The organism is Pseudomonas sp. BR20 (assembly GCF_050780135.1).
Classification (GTDB): domain Bacteria; phylum Pseudomonadota; class Gammaproteobacteria; order Pseudomonadales; family Pseudomonadaceae; genus Aquipseudomonas.
Map to the genome: position 1 here is coordinate 2698917 of NZ_CP172012.1, position 22576 is coordinate 2721492.

The window sequence follows — 22576 nt, forward strand, 5'->3', positions numbered from 1 at the left end:
CGGGAGGCCTGGTTGTATCGGACTTTGCGGAAACTGCCATCATGACGCTTCTTACAGCGCTGTCGGGCCAGCCGGCCTCCATCACCCAACCGGGTCAGTACCAGCGGTTGTACCAACACCTGTATGGCGAACCCCCTGGCGCAGAAGAGGTTGCGCGGGAATTTCTACGGACGCAATTGGCGCAGGTGCGCGCCGCACCCAGTGAACTGCCCCCGATACCCGAACAACTGCCCGCCTGGATCGAACAGCGCTGCGCCGACGTCGCCCAGGCCTATGCCGATTACCTTGAGCAACGCCAGCAGGGCCAGCCGCGTCGTTACTTCCAGAACAAGGCCCATGCGTTGTATTTCCTGCAGCGCGTGGCGCCGACCAAGCTGGTCGACGGTGCGTGGCTCAACGGGTTGCTGCGCTACTGGCAGGACCCGCGCTTCGACGGCCTGCTCACCACCTACCTCGAGGAGTTGGGTGACGGCGAAGCGGCGCAAAATCATGTGGTGATCTACCGCAAATTACTCAGCGAGCATGATGCCGACAGCGATGCCGGCCTTGAGGATGACCACTACCTGCAAGGCGCCCTGCAATTGGCGCTGGGCCTGTGTGCCGAAGACTTCCTGCCGGAGATCATCGGCTTCAACCTCGGCTATGAGCAGTTGCCGTTGCACCTGATGATCACGGCGTATGAGTTGAGCGAGCTGGGCATCGACCCGTATTACTTCACCCTCCACGTCACCATCGACAATGCGAGCAGCGGACATGCCTGCAAGGCCGCGCAGTCGGTGTTGAACCTGTTGCCATTGGGCGAGGGCAGGGAGGACTTCTACCGTCGCGTGGCCGAGGGGTATCGCCTGAATGACCTCGGCCCAGGAACCACCGCCGTTATCCGCGACTTCAACCTGAATGACGAAGTGGTCGGCATGCTTGAGCGCAAGCGCACGTTCGGCCAGCACATGCATTCGGATTACTGCCGCTTCGAAGGCAAGACTGTCAACCAATGGCTGGCTCGGCCGGGGCAGATCGGCGCCTTTCTCCAGGCCCTGGAAGACAAGGGCTGGATCAAGCGCAACCAGGATCCGGCCGAGAGTCGCTTCTGGCAATTGATCGAAGGTGCCGGCGCGGCGATGTTCGGCGTGTTCAGCGGCTATGAGAAACAGGTGCTGCACGACTGGATCGCGGGCGATTGGATCAGCGATCAACGCGTGGCGCCGGTACGGCCCGGACGCGGCAGCCGTTCCGCGCGCGCGCAGCATCGCCCGTCCGACCCGGACACCCAGGCGCTGGTGGATTCGCTGTGGAACCTGCCCGATGAGCAGCAGCTCAATGCGCTGATCCCGTGGCTGTCGGCGCGACGTCACTGCACGCCCGCCGGGTTGTATGCCACTCGCCGTTTTATCCAACTGCGTGCGCGCCTGCGCTGAGGAGTTTGTCCATGTCTGCACAACAACTCGCCGACCGCGCCCTGCTGAACCTGGGGCGGGGGTTGAAGGAAAATGGCTACCGGTTCATCACACCAACGCCCTTGACCCATGAACGGTTTTTTCAGCGTATGGGGACGCCGCTGGCGAGGGACCTGCGCGATGTATTCGGATGGTCGCTGCCGTTTGACCGCGAGCTATTGCCCGATGCGTTTCGTGAGGAGCTGCAGCAGGCCGATGTGGTCGAAAAACACGATGCGCTGTGGCGCAGTGCGGTGCGTTGGTCGAGCCTGGACGACCTGCTGTTTGCCCACTCGGCGTACCCCACCACGCAAGCGGACGCGGTGTTTTTCGGGCCTGACAGTTATCGGTTTGCCCAACTGATCGAAGCCCATTTGCAACAGCGCTTCGAGCCGATCAAGCGCGCCGTGGACATCGGCTGCGGTGCCGGTGTAGGCGCATTGGCGGTCGCCCGGGCGCGCCCTGACGCCGAGGTGCTGGCGGTGGACATCAACCCGCGCGCCTTGCGCCTGACTGCCGTGAATGCAGAGCTGGCCGGGCTGGCGAACGTCACCGCGTACCACAGCGATGTGTTGGGCAGCGTTGAAGGGACGTTTGACCTGATCGTCGCCAACCCGCCCTACATGAATGACGACCGCCAGCGTGCCTATCGGCATGGCGGCGGCGCACTGGGCGAGCAACTGTCGGTGCGCATCGCCGGCGAGGCCGTTAGGCGCCTGGCCCTGGGCGGCAGCCTGGTGCTCTACACCGGCGTGGCGATTGTCGCCGGGGAAGACCCGTTCCTGGCCGCCGTCAAGCCGTTGCTGGGCAGCGATGCCTTTGGTTGGACCTACCGCGAACTCGACCCTGATGTGTTCGGCGAAGAACTGGCCAAGCCCGGCTATGAGCGTGTGGAGCGGATCGCAGTGGTGGCACTCACCGTCACCCGTTTGCGCTGACGGTGATGTTCAGGCCGTGGCTTGTGGCTGCAGGTGCAACTCGCCGTCCACATCCTTGACCAACCCACTGGCCAGAAACAGCGGCGCCAGGCGCTTGTGCAATTGAGGTTCGATAAACTCTTTCACCGTCTCCAGCGCCAGCACGCCAGTCGAAGGCAGCTCGGCCTTGGTGTACGACAACCAGGCCTTTTTCAGTGCCATCAACACATCACTGCCCGCCGTGGAGGCAAAGCGGCGCTGGCTCGGTTTGCCGTCGAAGCTGAACGTGTGCTGGAACGCGTAACCGGTTTCGTCACCGCCGCTGGCGGTGCAACGTGTGCAGGTGCACGGGCCGTCGCCGAAAGCGCTGCGCAGGTAGCTGTTGAAGTCCACCACGGGTTTGAGTGACAGGCGCTTATCCACCTCGAACAGGTCCCCGGTCATTTTTTCGTCAGTGTTCAACGTGCAGTTCCTCGCAGTGTGCGGCTGTTTTTTCAAAGCGCGGCACAATAACAGCCACGCGTCGTTTTGGGGGTATTTGCATAACAATAGACCCCGATATTCTTTTGCTGTCTAAAAAACCGCCGCTACGCTTCATCACCTTCCCGAACACGCGGCAGATTTCCCATGACATTCAAGCGTTCCTCCCTGACCCTGCTGGCCGCGTCCCTCGCCGCCGCCAGCGCCTTGCTCAGTCCCGGCGCCCAGGCCGAGGGCAAGATCAGCATCGCCCAGCAATTCGGCATCGGCTACCTGATCCTCGATGTGGTGCGCGACCAGCACCTGATCGAAAAACACGGCAAGGCTCAGGGCCTGGACATTCAGGTGGAATGGAACAGCATTTCCGGCGCCACCGCCATGAACGAGTCGCTGCTGGCCGGTGCCTTGGATGTGGTGTCGGCCGGTGTGCCGCCGATGCTCACCCTGTGGGACCGTACCAAAGGCAAGCAGAACGTCAAGGCCATCGCCTCTTTAGGCTCGATGCCCAACTACCTGCTGACCAACAACCCCAAGGTGAAGACCCTCAAGGACTTCACCGAGAAAGACCGGATCGCCGTGCCCGCCGCTGGCGTGGGTTTCCAGTCGCGCACCTTGCAGATCGAAACCGCCAAGCAGTTCGGCGATGCCAACTACAAGAAGTTCGATGACATCTCCATCAGCCTGGCCCACCCCGACGCCACCGCCGCGTTGATTGCCGGTGGTTCGGAGATCAACGCGCACTTCTCCAGCCCGCCGTTCCAGTATCAGGAACTGTTGAACCCCAACGTGCACAAGGTGCTCAGTTCCTACGACATCCTTGGCGGTCCGGCGACGTTCAACGTGCTGTATACCACGCAGAAATTCCACGACGAAAACCCCAAGACCTACCAGGCGTTCTACGCCGCGCTGGCCGAAGCCGAGCAGATCATCAAGGCCGACAAACCCGCAGCGGCCAAGGCGTATATCCGCGTAGAGCAGTCGAAGCTGCCGTTGGACCTGGTGGAAAAAATCGTCCAGGACCCGGAAATCGACTTCACCATCGTGCCGCAGCGTACCTCTATCTATGCCGATAAATTGCAGGAATTGGGCGTACTGAAAAACAAGGCGGCGAGCTGGAAGGACTATTTCTTTGAAGAGGCCCATGGCGGTAACGGCAGCTGAACGTCGATCCCCATTGGAAATACGGTCAACATTGTGGGAGGGGGCTTGCCCTAATACCGGTCAGTTAAGGAGGAACACTGTAACTGTGGCGAGCGGGCTTGCCCCGCGTTGGGCTGCGAAGCAGCCCCAAAACACAGCCCCGGACCTGTCTGGCACACTGCAGCGCTCTTATTGGGGCTGCTACGCAGCCCAACGCGGGACAAGCCCGCTCGCCACAGTTGCCCTATCTGCCGGGCGTTCAGCGTTTGAAGTGTCAGCGGAAGAACTCACCCGGTGTGGCATCGAACTGCTGCCGAAACGCATTGATAAACGCCGAGGTGGACTCATAGCCACAGTTCAACGCCACATCCGTCACCCGCTCGCCTTGCTCCAGGGCGGGCAGGGCGCTCAATAGCCTTAAACGCTGGCGCCAGGCCCGAAACGTCAGGCCCGTGTCACGCAAGAACAACCGGCTCAGGGTCTTCTCGCTGACCTCCAGCTTCTGGCTCCACTGCCCGAGGGTGGTCTGCTGTTCCGGGTGCAGGTTCAGGCTGCGGTAGATTTGCCGCAGGCGCGGGTCCAGCGGCAAGGGCAGCATCAGGTCCACCTGGGGCGCTGCCGCTAACTGGTCCAGCACCACCTGGGCCAAGCGCCCATCCGGGCCATCCTCGGCGTATTCCACCGGCAACTCGCTGAAACTGCGGATCAACTCGCGCAGCAGGCTGCTCACTTCCAGCACCTGGCAGCGCTCGGCGGCCCACGCAGTGACGCTGCAATCAAGGTACAGGCTGCGCATCTCCGTATGGGGCGAGCTGTACACCCGATGCGGCATGCCCGCCGGGATCCACACCGCCCGCTGGGGGGGAGCGACGAAGCGGCCGGCGCTGGTCTGGATCTCCAGCACCCCGGAAATCGCGTAGGACAATTGCACCCACGGATGGCTGTGCCGACGGGTCAGCGCGCGGTTGGGCAGCGATTCAGTGCGCCCATACACCGGCCGTGGCAGGCTGGCGAGCCCAGGCACACTGCGGCGCACGGTATTGGCATGTCCTTTAGGCGGCATTTACTGGCTCATTGGCGTTAGTCGGTAACAAGCCGTTACGTTAGAGTCGCGATGACGCTCTTGGCAACCCCCGGAAGATTCGCTTATGACTCGCCCCCGTTTTCTGCCCGACAACTTCACCCTGACCTTGATCGCCACGGTGATCCTCGCTTCCCTGCTGCCCGCCAGTGGCCAGACCGCCGTGGCCTTCGGCTGGGTCACCAACCTGGCCATCGCGCTGCTGTTTTTCCTGCACGGCGCCAAGCTGTCGCGCCAGGCCATCGTCGCCGGCGCCGGCCACTGGCGCCTGCACCTGCTGGTGTTCAGCCTGACCTTTGTGCTGTTCCCGCTGTTGGGCCTGGCGCTCAAACCGGTGTTGTCGCCGCTGATCGGCAAAGACCTGTACATGGGCATGCTCTACCTCTGCGCCTTGCCGGCCACGGTGCAGTCGGCGATTGCCTTCACTTCGCTGGCGCGGGGCAACATCCCGGCGGCGATTTGCAGCGCGGCGGCCTCCAGCTTGTTCGGCATCTTCCTCACACCGTTGCTGGTGACGCTGTTGCTCAATGTGCACGGCGAAGGCAGCTCTACCGTCGATGCGATCCTGAAAATCAGCGTGCAGTTGCTGCTGCCGTTTATCGCCGGGCAGATTGCCCGCCGCTGGATCGGCGCGTGGGTGGGGCGCAATAAAGCCTGGCTGAAGTTCGTCGACCAGGGCTCGATCCTGCTGGTGGTGTACGGCGCATTCAGCGAAGCGGTCAACGAGGGCATCTGGCACCAGATCCCGCTGTGGGAACTGGGCGGTCTGGTGGTGGCCTGCTGCGTGTTGCTGGCGTTGGTGCTGGTGGCATCCACGCTGTTGGGCAAGGCCTTTGGCTTTAACCAGGAAGACCGCATCACCATCCTGTTCTGCGGCTCGAAGAAAAGCCTGGCCACCGGGGTGCCAATGGCCCAGGTGCTGTTCGCCGGGGCGAGCATGGGCGTGCTGATTTTGCCGTTGATGCTGTTTCACCAGATCCAGTTGATGGTCTGTGCGGCCTTGGCGCAGCGTTATGCCAACCGGCCGGAAAGCATTCCGGCGCTGATGGGGCAGGTGGATCCGTGATCTATCCCCCAGGGGCAGCATCGTCGAGCCAGGCTGTGCGACAAATGCGCGCAGTGGCCCGGAGCAGCGCTATGTGCGGGTGGAGGGCGCTGGCCAGCCGATTCTGGCGGGTAACCACCTGGCGACTGTGACCCTGCCGTGACAAAACTGAGGGTATTTTGAGGGGGATGAGCGTCAACAGGCGACCGAGAAACCTATAGAATGCCAGGCGGCGGCGCTTGTCCTGGGTGGCCGCTTGATCATCGCCAGAGTACCTCGCCCTTCAATGAGCCATTCAGCCGCAACCCCCCAAGCCAACTGGCAACCGGTCATCGCCCTGGCGTTGGCCGCCTTTGTGTTCAACACCACCGAATTCGTCCCCGTCGGCCTGCTCAGCGCCATTGGCGCCAGCTTCGACATGCCCGTGTCCAGCGTCGGCCTGATGCTCACCATCTATGCCTGGATCGTGTCCCTGACCTCGCTGCCGGTGATGCTGCTGACGCGTAACGTCGAGCGGCGCAAGTTGCTGATCGTGCTGTTCTGCATGTTTATCGCCAGCCATATTCTCTCCAGCGTGGCCACCAGTTTCGGTCTGTTGATGGTCAGTCGCGTCGGTATTGCCTTGTCCCATGCGCTGTTCTGGTCGATCACCGCCTCCCTGGCGGTACGCCTGGCGCCGGAAGGCAAGCAGGTGCAAGCCCTCGGCCTGCTCGCCACCGGCACGTCCCTGGCGATGGTGCTGGGCATCCCCCTGGGGCGTCTGCTCGGCGAAGCCATGGGCTGGCGCACCACGTTCCTGGTGATCGGTGCGTTCGCCGCCGCCCTGGTGTTCTGGCTGGCGCGCACCTTGCCCTTGCTGCCGAGCCAGAATTCCGGCTCCCTGCGCAGCCTGCCGCTGCTATTCAAGCGCCCGGCGCTGGTGGCGCTGTACGTGCTCACCGCCATGACCGTGACCGCGCAATTCACCGCCTACAGCTACATCGAACCCTTCGTCGAAGGCGTGGCCGGCATGAGCGGCAGCGCGGTGACCCTGATCCTGCTGGTGTTCGGCGGCGCAGGCATCATCGGCTCGCTGCTGTTCAGCCTGGTGCACCGCTTCAATCCCCACCTGTTCGTGGTCGGCGCGGTGTTTATCCTGGCCGCGTGCCTGGCGCTGATGCTGCCGTTGAGCGGCGCCGAGTCGTATCTGGTGATCCTCAGCGTGTTCTGGGGCATGGCGATCATGGGCTTTGGCCTCGCCATGCAGTCCAAGGTGCTGGTGCTGGCCCCGGACGCCACCGACGTGGCCATGGCGATGTTCTCCGGCATCTACAACATCGGCATCGGCGGCGGCGCCCTGATGGGCAGCTGGGTCGGCAGCCAGTTTGGCTTCGCCTGGGTCGGCGCGGCGGGCGGGTTGCTGGCGGCGCTGGCGTTGGTGGGGTACTGCCTGGCGATTCGGAAGTTTGGGACGGGTGTCGCCGCCGTCTGAATCCGCCGCCGGTTCCTATTGGGTTAAAGGGCCAGGGCGTTCAAAACATGTACCGGGTCATTGTGAATGGCCCTTAGCAGTGCTTTGGCCGGCCCTGTCGGTTCTCTTCGCCCTTGTTCCCAGTTGCGCAAGGTGCCGAGATGAACATCAATCATCGCGGCGAATTTCGCTTGTGTCAGTCCGGTTGCCTTGCGGATTTCTTTTACTTGAAGCGCGTTCACGGTGAACTCACGCGAGGGTTGACGTTCGCCTCGGACGATTTCATCCATTTCTTGCACGCTTTCCATCAGCTCATCAAAGAATTTGCTCATGGTTATCTCCAGTGTTCGACGACAGCTTTTAGCGCTTTGCGTTCATCGTTTGTCAGGTCTTGCTGTTCGTTTTTCGGGTAAATCATCAACAGCGCAATACGTGAAGCGGATACGAAGTGGTAATAGATCACTCTGGCACCGCCACGTTTGCCGTGGCCTTTTGAGGCGACACGGATCTTGCGAATGCCACCCGTTCCTTCGATCAAATCTCCAGTGTCGGGGTTCAGCATCAACGCTACCTGAAGACCGAGATAGGCATCGTGATTCATGAGCTCCATTACCCGTCGGGTGAAAACTGGGGTTTCAATAAAAATCATAGCAAATGTACGCCATTGACTTACTCGGCGACAATGCTAATGCACCCGTTCGTGTGAATCATCTGAGCAGTTGTAAGCAGGTTTTAGATGGGGTAAGTGGTGATTGCGGCGGATTAGCCAAGATTGGCTGACCGGGGTATAGGCCCCAGCACTGGCGAAGAAGTCCCTGCGCTGCCCGCCTTTGAACGAAATCGCGGGCGTTAGAAAAGCGCCTGTAATTGAACATTGGCGCCGTGCGCAACCAAAATCAAACAACTCTTCTTTATGCTGATCATCATGCATTTCAGCGCACCGGGCACGGGCCGACCGGTTTGCGCCGATTGCTCCTGCACGGTACCCGCGTTACAGCGCTGCCAACACCGCCTCCAACTTCTCCTGATCCCGCGCAAACTGCCGAATCCCTTCCGCCAGTTTTTCAGTGGCCATCGCATCTTCATTCGAGGCCCAGCGGAACTGCGCTTCGTTCATTGGCTGACGCGCTTCGCCTTCGGTCACCGGGACCAATTTGCGCGCCAGCTTGCCCTGGTCTTCGTCGAGCTTCTGCAGCAGCTCCGGGCTGATGGTCAGGCGATCGCAACCCGCCAGCTGTTCGATCTGGCTGAGGGTGCGGAAGCTTGCGCCCATGACCACGGTGTTGATCTGGTTGGCCTTGTAGTAGTTGTAGATGCGCGTCACCGATTGCACGCCTGGGTCATCAGAGCCGGTGTAGTCCAGGCCGGTGTTCTTGCGGTACCAGTCGTAGATGCGGCCCACGAATGGCGAGATCAGGAACACCCCGGCGTCGGCGCAGGCCTGGGCTTGCGCGAAGGAGAACAGCAGGGTGAGGTTGGTCTGGATGCCGGCTTTTTCCAGGCGCTCGGCAGTGCGGATGCCTTCCCAGGTGGAGGCCAGTTTGATCAGCACGCGGTCGCGGCTGATACCGGCCTGGTCGTACAGGGCGATCAGTTGGTTGGCCTTGGCCCACAGCGCGTCTTCATCGAAGGACAGGCGCGCGTCGACTTCGGTGGAAATACGCCCGGGAATCACCTTCAAAATGCCGGCACCGACTGACACCGCGAAGTGGTCGCACGCCAGGCCGACGTCGCCTTTGGCTATGTTGACGGCATTGCGCAACAGCTCGGCGTATTCCGGGATGGCGGCGGCCTTGAGCAGCAGCGACGGGTTGGTGGTGGCGTCCACCGGACGCAGGCGGCTGATGGCTTCGAGGTCGCCGGTGTCGCAGACCACGGTGGTGAATTGCTTGAGTTGTTCGAGCTTGGACGTCATGAGCGGCATTCTCCAAAAAAGGTTATTGGTTGAGGGCCTGTGCGGTGTCCAGGTCGGTGATCAGGATATCCAGGTAGCCGCCCGTGAGCGCGCCACGAATGGCCTGGACCTTGTTCAGCCCGCCGGCCAGGCCGAGCACGCGGTGGATACTGCGCAACTTGGGCAGCGCCACCGAGACCACGAATTCTTCATCTTCTTCCAGCACCGGCTTGCCCTGGGCATCGAAGTAACGCAGGCAGATATCGCCTACGGCGCCACGCTCGGCCAGCAAACGCAGCATGTCTTCGGTGTAGTAGTTGCCGCTGTTGCGCAGCAGTTGCGAGGGTTCCAGGTCGCCGATGCCGACGATCGCCAGGGTGATGCTGTCAAAGCGTTGCAGCACCTCCTTGACCTCTTCCATCTGCACGATGCGTTGCTTGCTTTGCACCGATTGCTCGATGCTTTGCGACGGCAGCAAATACGCCGGGCAGTTGAGCAGGGTGGCCAGGCGTTGGGTGAGGAGGGTGGCTTCAAACGCGCCTTTGTTGCCGACGCCGCCCAACAGTTGTACCACTTCCTGGGCGCCTTGTTTGCCCGGCTGGGCATGCAAGTGGCCGACCATGGCACGAATGGTGCTGCTCCACGACGAAATACCGATATGGTCCTGGGGCGACAGACTGGTCTCCAGGTAATGCGCAGCCGCCGAGCCGATGGCTTGCTTGATGCTCTCATCGTTGCCGGGCTCGGTGGCTTCCACCACGATCACCTGGCGCACGTCGTAGCGGCGTTGCAATTGGGTTTCCAGCTCCAGGTGCAGGCCTTGCAGGCGCATCACGCTGATCTTCACCACGCCTTCCTGCAGCGCCCGGCGCAGGGCGCGGCTGATAAAGGATTGGGACAGGTCCAACTGGGCGGAAATCTCGGACTGCTTGAGCCCTTCTTCGTAATAGAGGCTCGCGATCTTGGTGATCAGTCGCTGTTCTTCGATCTGGCTCATGAAAGCCTCGGTTGTTGACACAATGGCCGTGAGGATACCAAACCCTTACGACATGATCAGGCCGCCGTCGATATTGATCGCCTGGCCGGTCAGGTAGGCCGCGTCATCCGAGGCCAGGAAGGCCACCAGACCGGCGACATCCGAGGGCTTGCCGGCCCGGCGCAGGGGGATGTTCTTGACCCATTCGGCCATCAATTCACCCTTGCCGTAGCGTTTTTCGTCGGTGCTGAGGATCTCGCCCCACACGCGGTCGTTGTAGTCCCACATTTCGCTTTCGATGATGCCGGGGCAGAACGCGTTGACGGTGATGTTATGCCGCGCCAGTTCCAGCGCCAGGCTCTGGGTGATGCCGATCACGCCCATTTTGCTGGCGGCGTAGTGCGGGGTGTAGATAAACCCCTGGCGGCCCTGGCCGGACGAGGTGTTGATCAAGCGCCCGCTGCCTTGCTTGACCATGTACTTGGCCGCTTCCCGGCAACCCAACCACACGCCGGTGGTGTTGACCTGCAGCACCTTGTCGAAGTCGGCGCGGGGCATCTTGTCGTAGTGGTCGATGGTGATGATGCCGGCGTTCTGTACCGATACGTCGATACTGCCGAAGCGCGCGTGGCCTTCGCGGTAGAGCTTTTCAATGTCGGTTTCGCTTGTCACGTCGATCCCCAGGGCCAGGGCGTCGACGTTGTATTCCCGGGCCAATTGGTCGGCGGTGAACGTCACGCGTTCCAGGTCGTTGGAGGCCAGCACCAGGTTGGCGCCTTCCTGGGCGAAGCGCTCGGCAATGCCGGCACCAATGCCACGGCAGGCACCGGTAATCACGATGGTTTTACCGCTGAAACGTTGCGACATGACAAAACTCCTTACCAGCAGACAAAACCACCATCGACCAACAGGTCGACACCGGTGCAGAAAGACGAAGCCTGGCTGACCAGGAAAATCGCCGGGCCGACCATTTCTTCCACGCTGGCCATGCGGCCCATGGGCGTGGTCTGTTCGAAGATCTTCACCTGGTCGGCGACTTCCGGGCGTGAATTCATCGGCGTGGCGGTGTAGCCGGGGCTGATGCAGTTGACCCGCAGGCCCTTGTCGGCCCATTCCATCGCCAGGCTTTTGCTCAGGTGGATCACCCCGGCCTTGGAGGTGTTGTAGTGCGCCTGCAACAGGCCGCGGTTGACGATGCTGCCGGACATGGAGGCGATATTGACGATGGCGCCTTTGCCACGCGGCAACATCACCGCCGCCTGGGCCTGGCAACTGAGGAAGATGCCGGTGAGGTTGATGTCCAGGGTGGTTTGCCAGCGTTGCAGCTCCAGGTCTTCGGCGGCCTGGGCATTGGCGATGCCGGCGCAGTTGACGGCCACGCTGAGTGGGCCGAGTTCTTGTTCTGTTTGCGCGACCGCTGCATCCAGGGCGGCCCGCTCGGTGACGGTACCGCTCAAGGCCAAGGCGCGACGGCCCTGGGCCTGGATGCGCTCTACCGTGCTGGCAATGCCGGGGCTGCCCGGAAGATCAAAGCAGGCTACATCCGCGCCGGCTTCGGCGAGCCCGACGGCGATAGCCTGGCCAATGCCGCTGCCGGCGCCGGTGACAAAGGCCACTTGGCCTTGAAGACTAAAAAGTTGCATGGATAACTCCAATTTTTGAAATCACAGTAGACCCCTTGTGGGAGGGGCGGTGCGACGATTCGACTTGCTCCCGATGGCAGTGATTCAGTGACAGATGCATCTACTGACACTCCCTCATCGGGGGCAAGCCCCTCCCACAGTTGGATCTTTGCAGGTCTTTGGTTATGCGGTGGCCATCTCCATCACCGACACCGGGGTGGCCTCGCCACGCTCCAGAATCCCCATCTGCCGTCCCCGGCTCATCACCATCACCCGATGGGACAACCCCAGCACTTCATCCAGGTCGGAACTGACCACAATCACCGCCATGCCCTTGGCCGCCAGATCCGCGATCACTTCATAAATCGCCGCCCGTGCACCCACGTCGATGCCGCGTGTCGGCTCATCGAGGATGAACACCTTGGGGTTGCGCGCCAGCCACTTGGCAATGATCACCTTCTGCTGGTTACCGCCGGACAAGCTGGAAATCCGTGACTGCGGCGCACCTTTCACCCCCAGTCGCGCCGCCGCCGTGCGCGCGAATTCGCGCAGCGGGGCAGGGAACACCCAGCCGCGTTTATCCAGCAGGTCGGTGTTGCCGTAGATCAGGTTGTCTTCGATACGGTGCTCCACCACCACGCCTTGCTGCTTGCGGTCTTCGGGCACCAGCACCACGCCGGCCTGGATCGCCTCGAAAGGCGAGCGCAACTGGCGGATCTCACCATCCAGCAGCATATGCCCCTGGATGTTCTGGGCCGCGCCGGCAATGGTACGCACCAGCTCGGTTCGCCCGGCGCCGACCACCCCGGCAATGCCGAATACCTCGCCGGCACGCACGCTGAAGTCGATGCCGTGCAAGGCAAACTCACGGCAGCTCAAATCCTTGACCTGCAACATCACTTGGTCCTGCGGCGCCTGCAACGCAGGGAATATCCGCTCCAGGCTGCGCCCGACCATCTGCTCCACCAACTCACGCACCGGCACTTGGGCCGAGGCGTGTAAAGCGATCTGCCGGCCGTCGCGCAGCACCAGCACGCGGTCGGCGATGCGTGCGATTTCTTCCAGGCGATGGCTGATATAGATAAACGACACGCCCTCGGCCTTGAGCCGTTCCACCTGCTTGAACAGCAGCTCGGTTTCCTCGCCACCCAATGCGGCGGTGGGTTCATCGAGGATCAACAGGCTGGCCTTCAGCGTCAGCGCCTTGGCGATTTCCACCAGTTGCTGGGCCGCCACGCTCAGGCCTTCGACCTTGCGCGAGGCGGGCACCTTGAGGCCCAGGCGTTCGAGTTGGATCTGCGCCTGGGCCTCCATGTACTCGCGGTCCACCCGTCCACGACGCATGGGCAGGCGACCGACGAAGATGTTCTCGGCGATCGACAGTTGCGGCAGCAGGCGGATTTCCTGGTGGATCAGGCCGATCCCGGCACCCAGCGCGGCCCCCGGTGAAGCCGGCGCGTAGGGCGCGCCGAGCCAGGTCATGCTGCCCCCGGCTTCGGGTTGCACCAGCCCGGCGATGATCGACGACAAGGTCGATTTGCCCGCGCCGTTCTCACCGAGCAGGGCCAATACTTCGCCAGGGCGAATGTCCACGTTGACCTGCGACAACACCTGCACCGGCCCGTAGGCCTTGCTGATGTTGCGCAGGCACAGCACCGCGTCGGATCGAGCGGTGTCCACGGCTGCTGCTTGCATGACGACCTCCAAGGCTTACGGGTGCTGTTGCAGGAACGGCGCGACGTTTTCTTTAGTGGTCAGCACGGTGGGCAACAGTTGCTCCTTGGGCAGGGTCTTGCCGGCTTTAAGGTCGATGGCCGAGGCCACGGCCAGGCGCCCCATTTTCTGCGTCTGCTGGGTCATGGTCGCGTTCAGCACACCGCTTTGCACGGCCTTGAGCCCGGCCACGTCGCCGTCGAAACCGACCACGACCACCTTGTGATCGAGGTTACCGACTTTCACCGCCTGGGCGGCACCCAGCGCCATGGCATCGGCGCGGCCGAAGAATACGGTGATGTTCGGGTCACGCTGGAGCAGGTCCTGGGCCACGGCGAAGCCTTTGTCCTGGGTCCACTCGGCCGGTTGCTGGGCGACGACCTTGAGGTCCGGGAAGGCTTTCAGGCCCTCTTCAAAGCCTTTGGCGCGATCATTCTCGGGGGTGGTACCGATCTGGCCTTGCAGGATCGCGATGCGGCCCTTGCCGTCAGTGATTTTGCCCACGTACTCGGCCAGGGTCTTGGCGCCGGCCACGCTGTCGCTGGCGATAAAGGTGTCGCCTGGTGCGTCGGGGGCGTTGCGGTCCACGGCGATCACCGGGATGCCTGCGGCCTTGGCGGCTTTCACCGGCACACCGGCAGCAGTGGCACCGGCCGGGATGTAGATCAGCACGTCGATCTGGCGGGTGATCAGGTCTTCAATCTGGCTGACCTGGGTGGAGGAGTTGCCCTGGGCGTCCACGGTGATCACCTTGACCCCCTTGGCTTTGCCCTCGGCTTCCACCGATTGCTTGATCTGGTTGAAGAAGTCGGCCTGCAGGTTGGCCACGGCCAGGCCGATGGTCAAATCCTTGGCCCAGGTGGTGCCGGCAGCGGTGAGGGTGGCGGCGGCGAGAGCGGTGGCCAACAGCAATTTCTTGGGGCTGAACATGTCGGTGACTCCTGGTTTTATTGTTGGAGGGTGTCAACTGTCGAACAGGTTTAACGGGCAGTGCTAGAGCGGCGTCGCAGGGTGTCGATGGTGACGGCGAGGGCGATGACCACACCGATCACCACTTGTTGAATAAAGGGTGAAACCCCCAGCAGGTTGAGGCCATTGCGCAATACGCCAATGATCAGTACGCCCACCAGGGTGCCGCCGATGCTGCCGACGCCGCCACTGAGGCTGGCGCCGCCAATCACCACGGCGGCGATGGCGTCCAGTTCCAGGCTCAGCCCGGCGCTTGGTTGCGAGGAGTCCAGGCGCGCGGCCAGGGTCACCGCGGCGATGCCGGCCAGCGCACCGCTGATGGCGTACACCCACAAGGTAATCGCCCGCACCTTGATGCCCGACAACCGCGCCACTTCCGGGCTGCCGCCCATGGCGTAGAGGTTACGGCCACCGGCACGAAAGCGCAGGAACACCCAGGCCGCCACCAGCATCACCAGGAACAGGCCCACGGTGGCCGAGAGGAAACCAAAGTGGCGCACTGTGGCCAGGCTGGTGAACCAGTCCGGGTAGCCGACGATCTGCCGGCCTTCGGTGAGGATATTCGCCAGGCCCCGGGCCACCGACATCATGGTCAGCGTGGCAATAAAGGGGGGCAGCTTGGCGTAGGTGATCAACGCGCCGGAGACCAGCCCGGCGAGCATACCGCTGGCAATCGAGATCGGAATCGCAAAGCCCAGGGGCACCGCCTGATCCTGATACAGCCAGCCGAGCATCATCATCGAGAATGCAAGCACCGAGCCGACCGACAGGTCGATGCCGCCGATCACGATCACCGCCGTCATGCCGATCGCCAGGATGCCCAGCACCGTGACCTGATCGAGGATGTTCAGGCCATTGCGCAACGAGAAGAAGAATTCGGAACTGAAGGAGAAGACCAGCACCAGCAACACCAGCCCGATCAACGGGCCGCCGATATTGCTGGGCAGCAGTTTGACAATACGTGGGCGAGGTGGCGGCTTGAGTTCGGCCGGGTGCTGGACAATAGCTTTGGCGTCCACAGTGTTCTCCTGAGTTATTTTTTTTGGAGTGCTTCAGGCGTCGTGAATATTTATGCGTGCCTGACTGTTAATTCAGATTCCAGTGACACCGTGTCAAAGTCAAGCGCTTAATTTTTCTTGTATGCCGCTGATCCGGTGTTTTTGCCCGGCGCAAAGCCACGGGCTAGATGAGCTGGCGTGGGATTTTGGCCGTTTGTCCGAGGGGTATTTCCGAGCTTTATTTGATTTTTCGGCGGTTCGCTCACTTGACCTGCCAGAGGATCGGCGTCTAAATAGAAATATATTGTCACTGCTGAATAAATATTCAAACACAGCCTTGGACACTTTCACCCCGCGTGGTCAGCCTCAAAGGAGCCGCTGCATGAATGCCTTCCAGTACGACGCCCACCAGATCAAGGAACAGGCCCGCCTGATCCGTCGCCATGTGATCCGCCTGAATGCCGACTCACCGGCCGGCGGCCACACCGGGGCGGACCTTTCCGAAACCGACATCCTCGCCACCCTGTATTTCCGCATCCTCAACACCGGCCCGGAACGCACCGAAGACCCCGAGCGCGATATTTATATCCAGAGCAAGGGCCACGGTGTGGGCGGTTTGTACTGCTGCCTGGCGCAGGCGGGCTACATCCCCACCGAGTGGCTGCCCACCTACCAGCACTTCAACTCGCACCTGCCCGGTCACCCGGTACGCCAGAAAACCCCCGGCATCGAACTGAACACCGGCGCCCTCGGCCACGGTTTGCCGGTGGCGGTCGGGCTGGCCCTGGCGGCGAAGATGTCCGGCAGCAAAAAACGCATCTACGTGCTCACCGGCGACGGCGAACTGGCCGAAGGCTCCAACTGGGAAGCGGCGATGGCGGCGGCCAAGTACGGCCTGGATAACCTGTTTGTGATCGTCGACAAAAACAAACTGCAGCTTGCCGGTTTGACCGCCGAGATCATGCCGCTGGACCCCCTGGACGTGAAATGGGCGGCCTTCGGCTTCCGCGTCAGCGAGTGCGACGGTAACGATGTCGGCCAATTGATCGAAGCCCTGGAAAGCATGCAGACCAAGACCGGCGTGCCCCAGGTGCTGATCGCCCACACCATCAAAGGCAAGGGCGTGTCGTTTATCGAAGCCCGCCCCGAATGGCACCACCGCGTGCCCAAGGGTGATGAAATCAACGCAGCACTGGAGGAGTTGAACCATGGCGAGTGAACATTTGGCGAGCGTCATGGTGGAAGCGTTTATCGCTGCCGTCGAGGCCGGGCTGGACGTGGTGCCGGTGGTCAGCGACTCCACCTCCACGGCCAAGATCGGCCCGTTTGCCCAGCGCTTTCCTGAGCGCCTGATCAACGTCGGCATTGCCGAGCAATCCTTGGTCAGCGTCGCGGCGGGCCTGGCCCTGGGTGGCAAGATCGCCGCCACCTGCAACGCGGCGCCGTTCCTGATCTCGCGGGCCAATGAGCAGATCAAGGTGGACGTTTGCTACAACCAGGCCAACGTGAAGATGTTCGGCCTGAATGCCGGCACCAGCTATGGCCCGCTCGCCAGCACCCACCACAGCCTCGACGATATTTCGGTGATGCGCGGGTTTGGCAATGTGCAGATCTTCGCCCCGGCCGATGCCGTCGAGTGCCGCCAGATCATCGATTACGCGCTGCGCTACCACGGCCCGGTGTATATCCGCCTCGACGGCAAAGCCTTGCCCGACGTGCACGGCGCCGACTATCAGTTTGTGCCCGGTCAGGTGGATATCCTGCGCCAGGGCGCCGATGTGAGCATCGTGGCCCTGGGCTCGGTGGTGCATGAAGCGGTGGATGCAGCGGCATTGCTGGCGGAGCAGGGCATCCAGGCGCAGGTGATCAACCTGTCGTCGATCCGGCCCTTGCAGCGTGATGTGTTGCTCAGCGCCTTGAGCGGCACCCGCGCGGTCATCAGTGTGGAAGAACACAACATCAACGGCGGCGTCGGCAGCCTGGTCGCCGAAGTGCTGGCCGAAGCCGGGTTGGGCATTGCCCTGATCCGCCTGGGTATCGGCGATGGCGAGTACGCCGCCGCCGGTGCCCGCGAACCGACCCGCGCCTTGCATAACATCGACGCGGCTGGGATCGTGGCGGCTGCCACTCGGTTGCGGTGAATTCAATGAATAACAACACCCCGCTGATCCTCGCGATAGATGAAGGCACCAGCAACGCCAAGGCAGTCCTGGTCAACGAACTTGGCCAGGTGATTGCGCGCGGTTCGCGGCCCTTGAGCATCCGCCATCCCCAGGCCGGGTTTTCCGAGCAGGACCCGCTGCTGATCTGGCAAAACACATTGGCGGCGGTTGAAGAATGCCTGGCCCAGGTGGATCGTCCGATCACTGCGCTCGCGATCAGCAACCAGCGTGAATCGGTGGTGGCTTGGGATAGGCATACCGGTGAACCATTGTCGCCGTGCATCAGTTGGCAATGCCGACGCTCTACGGCGTTGTGCACGCAACTGCATGAGCAGGGCCATGAAGCGCTGATCCTGGAAAAGACCGGGCTGGCGTTGGACCCGATGTTCTCGGCGGGCAAATTCCGCTGGATTCTCGATCACCTTGAGGATGGCCACGCCCGCGCTGCTGCAGGCGATATCTGCCTGGGCACGGTCGATAGCTGGCTGTTGTGGCAACTCAGCGGCGGCCAGGTGTTTGCCACCGACTATTCCAACGCCGCGCGCACCCAACTGTTCAACCTGCACACCTGTGCCTGGGATCCTGAGCTTTTGGCGCTGTTCGGCATTCCTGCTGCGGCCTTGGCGCCGATCCAGCCGAGCGCCGGTTTCTTCGCCGAAACCGTCGCGTTGGGCGGCTTGCCTGCCGGCATCCCGGTCATGTCGATGATCGGCGACTCCCATGCCGCGCTGTACGGGCAGGGTGGTTTCGAACCGGGGCTGGTCAAGGCCACCCTCGGCACCGGTTCGTCCTTGATGACGCCCATGAGCGGGCCGATTGCCTCCACCCATGGCCTGTCGACCACCCTGGCCTGGCATGACGGCAGCCAACCCACCTTCGGCATGGAAGGCAATATCGTCCACACCGGCGCTGCCGTGCAGTGGGCGTCGCGCCTGGTGGCCGGGGAGTCCCTGGACGCCTTGACCGAACAGGCCGCGCAACTGCCGGATAACGGCGGCGTGTACTTTGTACCGGCGCTGTCCGGCCTCGGCGCACCGCACTGGAAGGCCGACGCCCGTGGGCTGATCTGCGGGTTGACCGAAGCAACGTCCGGCGCGCACATCCTGCGCGCCTCGCTGGAATCCATCGGCTATCAGATTCGCGATGTGTTCGAGGCGATGCAGCAAGACATCGGCAGCCCGCTCAAGGAACTGTGGGTGGATGGCGGCGCCACGCGCAACCGCTGGCTGATGCAGTTCCTCGCCAACCTGCTGCAACGCCCGGTGGTGCGCAGCCTGTCGCCGGAGGTGTCGGCATTGGGCGCAGCGCACCTGGCGGGACGAGCGTTGGGGGTGTGGGCGAGTGATACGGCGCTGGGGCAGTTGGAGCGCCAGCGCGAGCGGTTTGAGCCGCAGGATGACCCGGCGATGGCGGGGCGCTACGCAGAGTGGAAAAACGCTCTAGCCCGAACACTCCTCTAACCGCATATGCAAACCAACTGTGGGAGGGGCTTGCCGCCGATGAGCATAGGGATCTACATAACGTTGACTCAACACTGAACGTCCGGCAGATAGGGCTGTTGTGGCGAGCGGGCTTGTCGAATCGTCGCACCGCCCGCGTTGGGCTGCGTAGCAGCCCCAGTAAAGAGGAATGCGGTGTATCAGACACTCTGTAGAGGCTGGTTTTGGGGCTGCTACGCAGCCCAACGCGGGACAAGCCCGCTCGCCACAGGGATATTTGTCAGAGTCTGAAAAGTTGTGTAGATACCCGTGGCCATTGAGGGCAAGTCGAATCGTCGCACCGCCCCTCCCACATTTAGATCACACCAGCCTTCAAGGCCGCCAGGTCTGCACATCCTTGGCATCCACCGCCTTCGGCAACAAGCCCGCCTTGAAGAACGCATCGGCAATCTTCTGCTGCTCACCCAGCTGATCCACCGTCACCGGCTGCACCTGATAACTGCGGTGCGCGTTCGCCGCTTCCACCGTGGCTACATCCAGGTTGCCCCACAGCGGGCCGAGCACTTTCGCCGCTTCTTGCGGATGGGCTTTCACCCACTTGCCGGTCTTTTCCAATTCCCCATACACCACCTTCAACACTTCCGGGTGCGCCTTGGCGTAGGGCGTGCCGGTCAGGTAGTAACGCTTGTAGCTGGCCAGCCCGGCGCCATCCGCCAGGGTGCGCGTCGGCAGTTGCCGCTGCACGCTGGTGAGGAAGGGTTCCCAGGTGACCCACGCGTCCACCTTGTTGTTCTCGAACGCCGCACGGCCATCGGCCGGCGACAGGTAAGCCGGCTCGATATCCGAGAACGCCAGGCCGGCCTTGGCCAACGCGGCAATCAACAGATAGTGGGTGCCGGCGGCCTTGGTTACCGCGATTTTCTTGCCCTTCAAGTCCGCCAACTGTTGGATCGGCGAGTCCTTGCGCACCACGATGGCCTGGGCCGAAGGCGAGGGCGCTTCCTGGGCGAAGTAGGTGAGTTTGGCCTGGGCGAAGATCGGCACGGTGTCGGCCACGTCGGCGCTGATGTCGACGTTGCCGACATTCAGCGCTTCCAGCAGCGGCAGGCCGCTGGGGAACTCATGCCAGCTCACGTCGATGTTGTCGGCCTTGAGGGCTTTCTCCAGGGTGCCCTGGGTCTTCAGCAGGGTGATCAGCGTGGAGGATTTCTGGTAACCGATGCGCACGGTTTCCTGGGCTTGCGCACTGACGGCAACGGAAAAGGCCAGCAATCCTAATACCGCGGCGAGGGGACGACGAAGGGACATGGTGGGCTCGACTTTCAACGAAATATGCCCAAGCTTAATGATCTAAAAACCATTCGATAAATACTCTTTCGATCTGAGCTTAGGGCGCTTTCATCCGCTTCCTGCCCACTGGAACAGCTGGTGCATGGGCAGGTGCGCGGTTTCGATCATCAAGCAATACACCTCCGTTTCGCTGGTCCCGCGCGCCGAAGAATAGGTTCGGTGATGTGGCTCAGTCCACGCAGATCGCTCGGCCCAGCTTGCCTTTCTCCACCGTCGCCGAGCAGCCGAAGTGGCCGTTATCCACCTGGCACGCGCCGGTCACAGGGCCGTTGCCGGACCGGGTGGTGACACTGGTCTGGCACTCGCCTTCACACTGGCTCGAATCGGTACATGCCTTGCCCGCATCCTTGTACGGCGTGATGCATTTCCAGCTCTGCAGCTTGCCGACTTGCTTCATGGTACCGCCGCCTGCCAGGCAGGTGGACGCCGCAGCGTCCTGGGCGGGTGGGGTCGTGGTACAGGCCGATACCAGCAGTAAAGCGGCCAGGCCAATCATCAATTTCATGCAAAAGTCCTCGTGGAGTAAGCGCAGCGGTGCAGTGTACGGGCATATGGACTACTTTGATTGACGAGCGATCCCCACCCGGTAATGACTCATGCGCACGTTATGGAAGCGGTATGTGGCCCTGCTGGAAAACGACCTGAGCACGCAAATTTTCGACAACGTCAAAAACCTGCTGGTGTGCGCGCTGTTGTTTGCGGCGGGCACCAATACCCTCGTGGGGCAGCAGGACCTGTTTATCGGGGTGTTTGCCTCCAGCGTGGCGGGGTGGGGGCTGATCATTCTGTCGACAGTGCTGATGCTGTTGAACGTCAGCGATGGCATTCGCCGGTTGGCCAAGCTGCGTTATCACCTGGCCTTGCAGCTGTTGCTGATCCTGGTTTATCTGGTGGTGGCCGAGCGGGTGGTGGAGATTGTGTGGGGCTTCCGCGCCCATTGAAGTATCCTCCGCACCCCGCTTTCCACCGATTCAAAGACAGATGACAGGACAAGACATGCAGGCGCTGCTGGAGTCGATCCTCGACGAAGTGCGCCCCCTGATCGGCCTCGGCAAAGTCGCCGACTACATTCCCGCGCTGGCCGATGTACCGGCCAACCAGCTGGGCATCGCGGTGTACGGCAATGACGGCTCGGCCTACCGCGCCGGTGACGCCGATACGCTGTTCTCGGTGCAGAGCATTTCCAAGGTGTTCAGCCTGGTGCAGGCCATCGACCACGGCGGTGAAACCATCTGGGAACGCCTGGGGCACGAGCCTTCGGGGCAACCGTTCAACTCGTTGGTGCAACTGGAATTCGAACGCGGCCGCCCGCGTAACCCCTTCATCAATGCCGGCGCGCTGGTGATCTGCGACATCAACCAATCACGCTTTGCCGTGCCGATCCTGTCGATGCGCGACTTCGTGCGGCGCCTGTCGGGCAACCCGCAGATCCTGGTCAACAGCGTCGTCGCCGACTCCGAAGCCCAGCACGGCGCACGCAATGCGGCCATGGCCTACCTGATGAAATCCTTCGGTAACTTCCACAACGACGTGGACGCGGTGCTGCACAGCTACTTCAACTACTGCGCCCTGCAGATGAGCTGCCTGGACCTGGCCAAGGCGTTCAGCTTCCTGGCCAACGAGGGCACCAGTGCCCACAGCGGCGAACAGATCCTTACCGCGCGGCAGACCAAGCAAGTCAACTCGATCATGGCCACCAGCGGGCTGTATGACGAGGCGGGCAATTTTGCCTATCGCGTGGGCTTGCCGGGCAAGAGCGGTGTGGGCGGCGGCATTGTCGCGGTGGTGCCGGGGCAGTTTACGGTGTGCGTGTGGTCGCCGGAGTTGAACGCGGCGGGCAACTCGCTGGCGGGGATCAAGGCGTTGGAGTTGTTGAGTGAGCGGATTGGGTGGTCGGTGTTTTGAGA

General features: G+C 62.2%; 24 protein-coding genes. 10 read left to right on the forward strand and 14 right to left on the reverse strand.

The window, feature by feature from the left end; genetic code table 11:
- The first annotated feature begins 41 nt into the window (after window positions 1-41).
- The gene (locus tag ACHPFG_RS12440) at window positions 42-1415 is read left to right on the forward strand and encodes an iron-containing redox enzyme family protein (RefSeq protein WP_431702730.1); all 1374 of its coding nucleotides are present in this window, start codon (window positions 42-44) and stop codon (window positions 1413-1415) included.
- Between the two features lie 11 nt (window positions 1416-1426).
- A complete protein-coding gene (locus ACHPFG_RS12445; protein WP_431702732.1) occupies window positions 1427-2371 on the forward strand; it encodes a methyltransferase in 945 nt (314 codons plus the stop codon).
- Window positions 2372-2380: 9 nt separating this feature from the next.
- On the opposite strand, the gene ACHPFG_RS12450 is transcribed toward ACHPFG_RS12445, so the two are convergent.
- Window positions 2381-2812 carry a hypothetical protein gene (locus tag ACHPFG_RS12450; RefSeq protein WP_431702734.1) on the reverse strand — a complete coding sequence of 144 codons (432 nt, stop codon included), beginning with the start codon at window positions 2810-2812 and terminating at the stop codon, window positions 2381-2383.
- Window positions 2802-2984: a hypothetical protein gene (locus ACHPFG_RS12455; RefSeq protein WP_431702736.1), complete on the reverse strand. Its 183-nt coding sequence runs from the start codon at window positions 2982-2984 to the stop codon at window positions 2802-2804. Before ACHPFG_RS12455 ends, ACHPFG_RS12450 begins: the two co-directional genes overlap by 11 nt.
- On the opposite strand from ACHPFG_RS12455, the gene ACHPFG_RS12460 reads away from it, so the two are divergent.
- Window positions 2978-3991, forward strand: coding sequence for an ABC transporter substrate-binding protein (locus ACHPFG_RS12460; RefSeq protein ID WP_431702738.1), 1014 nt, complete (start codon window positions 2978-2980; stop codon window positions 3989-3991). The genes ACHPFG_RS12455 and ACHPFG_RS12460 overlap by 7 nt on opposite strands.
- Window positions 3992-4244: 253 nt before the next feature.
- On the opposite strand, the gene ACHPFG_RS12465 is transcribed toward ACHPFG_RS12460, so the two are convergent.
- On the reverse strand, window positions 4245-5033 hold the full coding sequence (locus tag ACHPFG_RS12465) for an AraC family transcriptional regulator (protein WP_431702740.1): 789 nt from the start codon (window positions 5031-5033) through the stop codon (window positions 4245-4247).
- A gap of 85 nt (window positions 5034-5118) precedes the next feature.
- On the opposite strand from ACHPFG_RS12465, the gene ACHPFG_RS12470 reads away from it, so the two are divergent.
- Both ACHPFG_RS12470 and ACHPFG_RS12475 read left to right on the forward strand, forming a co-directional pair.
- The gene (locus ACHPFG_RS12470; RefSeq protein ID WP_145338440.1) at window positions 5119-6117 is read left to right on the forward strand and encodes a bile acid:sodium symporter family protein; all 999 of its coding nucleotides are present in this window, start codon (window positions 5119-5121) and stop codon (window positions 6115-6117) included.
- Window positions 6118-6382: 265 nt separating this feature from the next.
- Window positions 6383-7567: a sugar transporter gene (locus ACHPFG_RS12475; RefSeq protein ID WP_259244854.1), complete on the forward strand. Its 1185-nt coding sequence runs from the start codon at window positions 6383-6385 to the stop codon at window positions 7565-7567.
- A 23-nt stretch (window positions 7568-7590) separates the two neighbouring features.
- Here the strand turns inward: ACHPFG_RS12475 and nadS are convergent, their stop codons facing one another.
- From nadS to ACHPFG_RS12520, 9 genes are all read right to left on the reverse strand, one after another.
- Window positions 7591-7878 carry a NadS family protein gene (nadS, locus tag ACHPFG_RS12480; protein ID WP_027607270.1) on the reverse strand — a complete coding sequence of 96 codons (288 nt, stop codon included), beginning with the start codon at window positions 7876-7878 and terminating at the stop codon, window positions 7591-7593.
- A 2-nt stretch (window positions 7879-7880) separates the two neighbouring features.
- Window positions 7881-8195, reverse strand: a complete 315-nt coding sequence (locus ACHPFG_RS12485) for a type II toxin-antitoxin system RelE/ParE family toxin (protein WP_259244853.1) — start codon at window positions 8193-8195, stop codon at window positions 7881-7883.
- 342 nt (window positions 8196-8537) lie between these two features.
- Window positions 8538-9461 carry a transaldolase gene (gene tal / locus ACHPFG_RS12490; RefSeq protein WP_145338441.1) on the reverse strand — a complete coding sequence of 308 codons (924 nt, stop codon included), beginning with the start codon at window positions 9459-9461 and terminating at the stop codon, window positions 8538-8540.
- A gap of 22 nt (window positions 9462-9483) precedes the next feature.
- The gene (locus ACHPFG_RS12495; RefSeq protein ID WP_431702744.1) at window positions 9484-10437 is read right to left on the reverse strand and encodes a sugar-binding transcriptional regulator; all 954 of its coding nucleotides are present in this window, start codon (window positions 10435-10437) and stop codon (window positions 9484-9486) included.
- Window positions 10438-10482: 45 nt separating this feature from the next.
- On the reverse strand, window positions 10483-11283 hold the full coding sequence (locus tag ACHPFG_RS12500) for an SDR family oxidoreductase (protein WP_431702746.1): 801 nt from the start codon (window positions 11281-11283) through the stop codon (window positions 10483-10485).
- Window positions 11284-11294: 11 nt separating this feature from the next.
- The gene (locus ACHPFG_RS12505) at window positions 11295-12059 is read right to left on the reverse strand and encodes an SDR family oxidoreductase (protein WP_339543259.1); all 765 of its coding nucleotides are present in this window, start codon (window positions 12057-12059) and stop codon (window positions 11295-11297) included.
- A gap of 162 nt (window positions 12060-12221) precedes the next feature.
- Complete coding sequence (locus tag ACHPFG_RS12510; RefSeq protein ID WP_431702748.1) at window positions 12222-13733, reverse strand: sugar ABC transporter ATP-binding protein; 1512 nt, start codon at window positions 13731-13733, stop codon at window positions 12222-12224.
- Window positions 13734-13748: 15 nt separating this feature from the next.
- Window positions 13749-14681, reverse strand: a complete 933-nt coding sequence (locus ACHPFG_RS12515) for a sugar ABC transporter substrate-binding protein (protein WP_131699883.1) — start codon at window positions 14679-14681, stop codon at window positions 13749-13751.
- Window positions 14682-14731: 50 nt separating this feature from the next.
- Window positions 14732-15739 carry an ABC transporter permease gene (locus ACHPFG_RS12520; RefSeq protein WP_431702751.1) on the reverse strand — a complete coding sequence of 336 codons (1008 nt, stop codon included), beginning with the start codon at window positions 15737-15739 and terminating at the stop codon, window positions 14732-14734.
- Between the two features lie 361 nt (window positions 15740-16100).
- On the opposite strand from ACHPFG_RS12520, the gene ACHPFG_RS12525 reads away from it, so the two are divergent.
- Genes ACHPFG_RS12525 through ACHPFG_RS12535 form a run of 3 tightly spaced genes read left to right on the forward strand, consistent with a single transcriptional unit; the run spans window position 16101 to window position 19340 of the window.
- Window positions 16101-16937 carry a transketolase gene (locus tag ACHPFG_RS12525; protein WP_431702753.1) on the forward strand — a complete coding sequence of 279 codons (837 nt, stop codon included), beginning with the start codon at window positions 16101-16103 and terminating at the stop codon, window positions 16935-16937.
- Window positions 16927-17859 carry a transketolase family protein gene (locus tag ACHPFG_RS12530; protein ID WP_131699886.1) on the forward strand — a complete coding sequence of 311 codons (933 nt, stop codon included), beginning with the start codon at window positions 16927-16929 and terminating at the stop codon, window positions 17857-17859. The genes ACHPFG_RS12525 and ACHPFG_RS12530 overlap by 11 nt, the downstream gene beginning before the upstream one ends.
- Window positions 17860-17864: 5 nt before the next feature.
- On the forward strand, window positions 17865-19340 hold the full coding sequence (locus tag ACHPFG_RS12535; protein WP_431702756.1) for an FGGY family carbohydrate kinase: 1476 nt from the start codon (window positions 17865-17867) through the stop codon (window positions 19338-19340).
- Window positions 19341-19691: 351 nt separating this feature from the next.
- On the opposite strand, the gene ACHPFG_RS12540 is transcribed toward ACHPFG_RS12535, so the two are convergent.
- Entirely contained in the window at window positions 19692-20627 is a 936-nt protein-coding gene (locus ACHPFG_RS12540; RefSeq protein ID WP_431702758.1) for an aliphatic sulfonate ABC transporter substrate-binding protein, read from the reverse strand.
- Between the two features lie 211 nt (window positions 20628-20838).
- On the reverse strand, window positions 20839-21174 hold the full coding sequence (locus tag ACHPFG_RS12545; protein WP_431702760.1) for a hypothetical protein: 336 nt from the start codon (window positions 21172-21174) through the stop codon (window positions 20839-20841).
- A gap of 91 nt (window positions 21175-21265) precedes the next feature.
- Between ACHPFG_RS12545 and ACHPFG_RS12550 the strand changes: the two genes are divergently transcribed.
- Window positions 21266-21610, forward strand: coding sequence for a hypothetical protein (locus tag ACHPFG_RS12550; protein WP_090402992.1), 345 nt, complete (start codon window positions 21266-21268; stop codon window positions 21608-21610).
- Between the two features lie 55 nt (window positions 21611-21665).
- Complete coding sequence (gene glsB / locus ACHPFG_RS12555; RefSeq protein WP_027607252.1) at window positions 21666-22574, forward strand: glutaminase B; 909 nt, start codon at window positions 21666-21668, stop codon at window positions 22572-22574.
- The last annotated feature ends 2 nt before the right edge of the window (window positions 22575-22576 follow it).

Bases quoted from the DNA above. Each gene is read 5' to 3' on its own strand.
- ACHPFG_RS12525 (WP_431702753.1), top strand. From the start codon at position 16,101: ATGAATGCCTTCCAGTACGACGCCCACCAGATCAAGGAACAGGCCCGC.
- ACHPFG_RS12530 (WP_131699886.1), top strand. From the start codon at position 16,927: ATGGCGAGTGAACATTTGGCGAGCGTCATGGTGGAAGCGTTTATCGCT.
- ACHPFG_RS12550 (WP_090402992.1), top strand. From the start codon at position 21,266: ATGCGCACGTTATGGAAGCGGTATGTGGCCCTGCTGGAAAACGACCTG.
- ACHPFG_RS12455 (WP_431702736.1), bottom strand. From the start codon at position 2,984: ATGTCATGGGAAATCTGCCGCGTGTTCGGGAAGGTGATGAAGCGTAGC.
- ACHPFG_RS12475 (WP_259244854.1), top strand. From the start codon at position 6,383: ATGAGCCATTCAGCCGCAACCCCCCAAGCCAACTGGCAACCGGTCATC.
- ACHPFG_RS12470 (WP_145338440.1), top strand. From the start codon at position 5,119: ATGACTCGCCCCCGTTTTCTGCCCGACAACTTCACCCTGACCTTGATC.
- ACHPFG_RS12540 (WP_431702758.1), bottom strand. From the start codon at position 20,627: ATGTCCCTTCGTCGTCCCCTCGCCGCGGTATTAGGATTGCTGGCCTTT.
- ACHPFG_RS12500 (WP_431702746.1), bottom strand. From the start codon at position 11,283: ATGTCGCAACGTTTCAGCGGTAAAACCATCGTGATTACCGGTGCCTGC.
- ACHPFG_RS12535 (WP_431702756.1), top strand. From the start codon at position 17,865: ATGAATAACAACACCCCGCTGATCCTCGCGATAGATGAAGGCACCAGC.
- ACHPFG_RS12465 (WP_431702740.1), bottom strand. From the start codon at position 5,033: ATGCCGCCTAAAGGACATGCCAATACCGTGCGCCGCAGTGTGCCTGGG.
- ACHPFG_RS12510 (WP_431702748.1), bottom strand. From the start codon at position 13,733: ATGCAAGCAGCAGCCGTGGACACCGCTCGATCCGACGCGGTGCTGTGC.
- nadS (WP_027607270.1), bottom strand. From the start codon at position 7,878: ATGAGCAAATTCTTTGATGAGCTGATGGAAAGCGTGCAAGAAATGGAT.
- ACHPFG_RS12460 (WP_431702738.1), top strand. From the start codon at position 2,978: ATGACATTCAAGCGTTCCTCCCTGACCCTGCTGGCCGCGTCCCTCGCC.
- ACHPFG_RS12505 (WP_339543259.1), bottom strand. From the start codon at position 12,059: ATGCAACTTTTTAGTCTTCAAGGCCAAGTGGCCTTTGTCACCGGCGCC.
- tal (WP_145338441.1), bottom strand. From the start codon at position 9,461: ATGACGTCCAAGCTCGAACAACTCAAGCAATTCACCACCGTGGTCTGC.
- glsB (WP_027607252.1), top strand. From the start codon at position 21,666: ATGCAGGCGCTGCTGGAGTCGATCCTCGACGAAGTGCGCCCCCTGATC.
- ACHPFG_RS12545 (WP_431702760.1), bottom strand. From the start codon at position 21,174: ATGAAATTGATGATTGGCCTGGCCGCTTTACTGCTGGTATCGGCCTGT.
- ACHPFG_RS12485 (WP_259244853.1), bottom strand. From the start codon at position 8,195: ATGATTTTTATTGAAACCCCAGTTTTCACCCGACGGGTAATGGAGCTC.
- ACHPFG_RS12515 (WP_131699883.1), bottom strand. From the start codon at position 14,681: ATGTTCAGCCCCAAGAAATTGCTGTTGGCCACCGCTCTCGCCGCCGCC.
- ACHPFG_RS12495 (WP_431702744.1), bottom strand. From the start codon at position 10,437: ATGAGCCAGATCGAAGAACAGCGACTGATCACCAAGATCGCGAGCCTC.
- ACHPFG_RS12440 (WP_431702730.1), top strand. From the start codon at position 42: ATGACGCTTCTTACAGCGCTGTCGGGCCAGCCGGCCTCCATCACCCAA.
- ACHPFG_RS12445 (WP_431702732.1), top strand. From the start codon at position 1,427: ATGTCTGCACAACAACTCGCCGACCGCGCCCTGCTGAACCTGGGGCGG.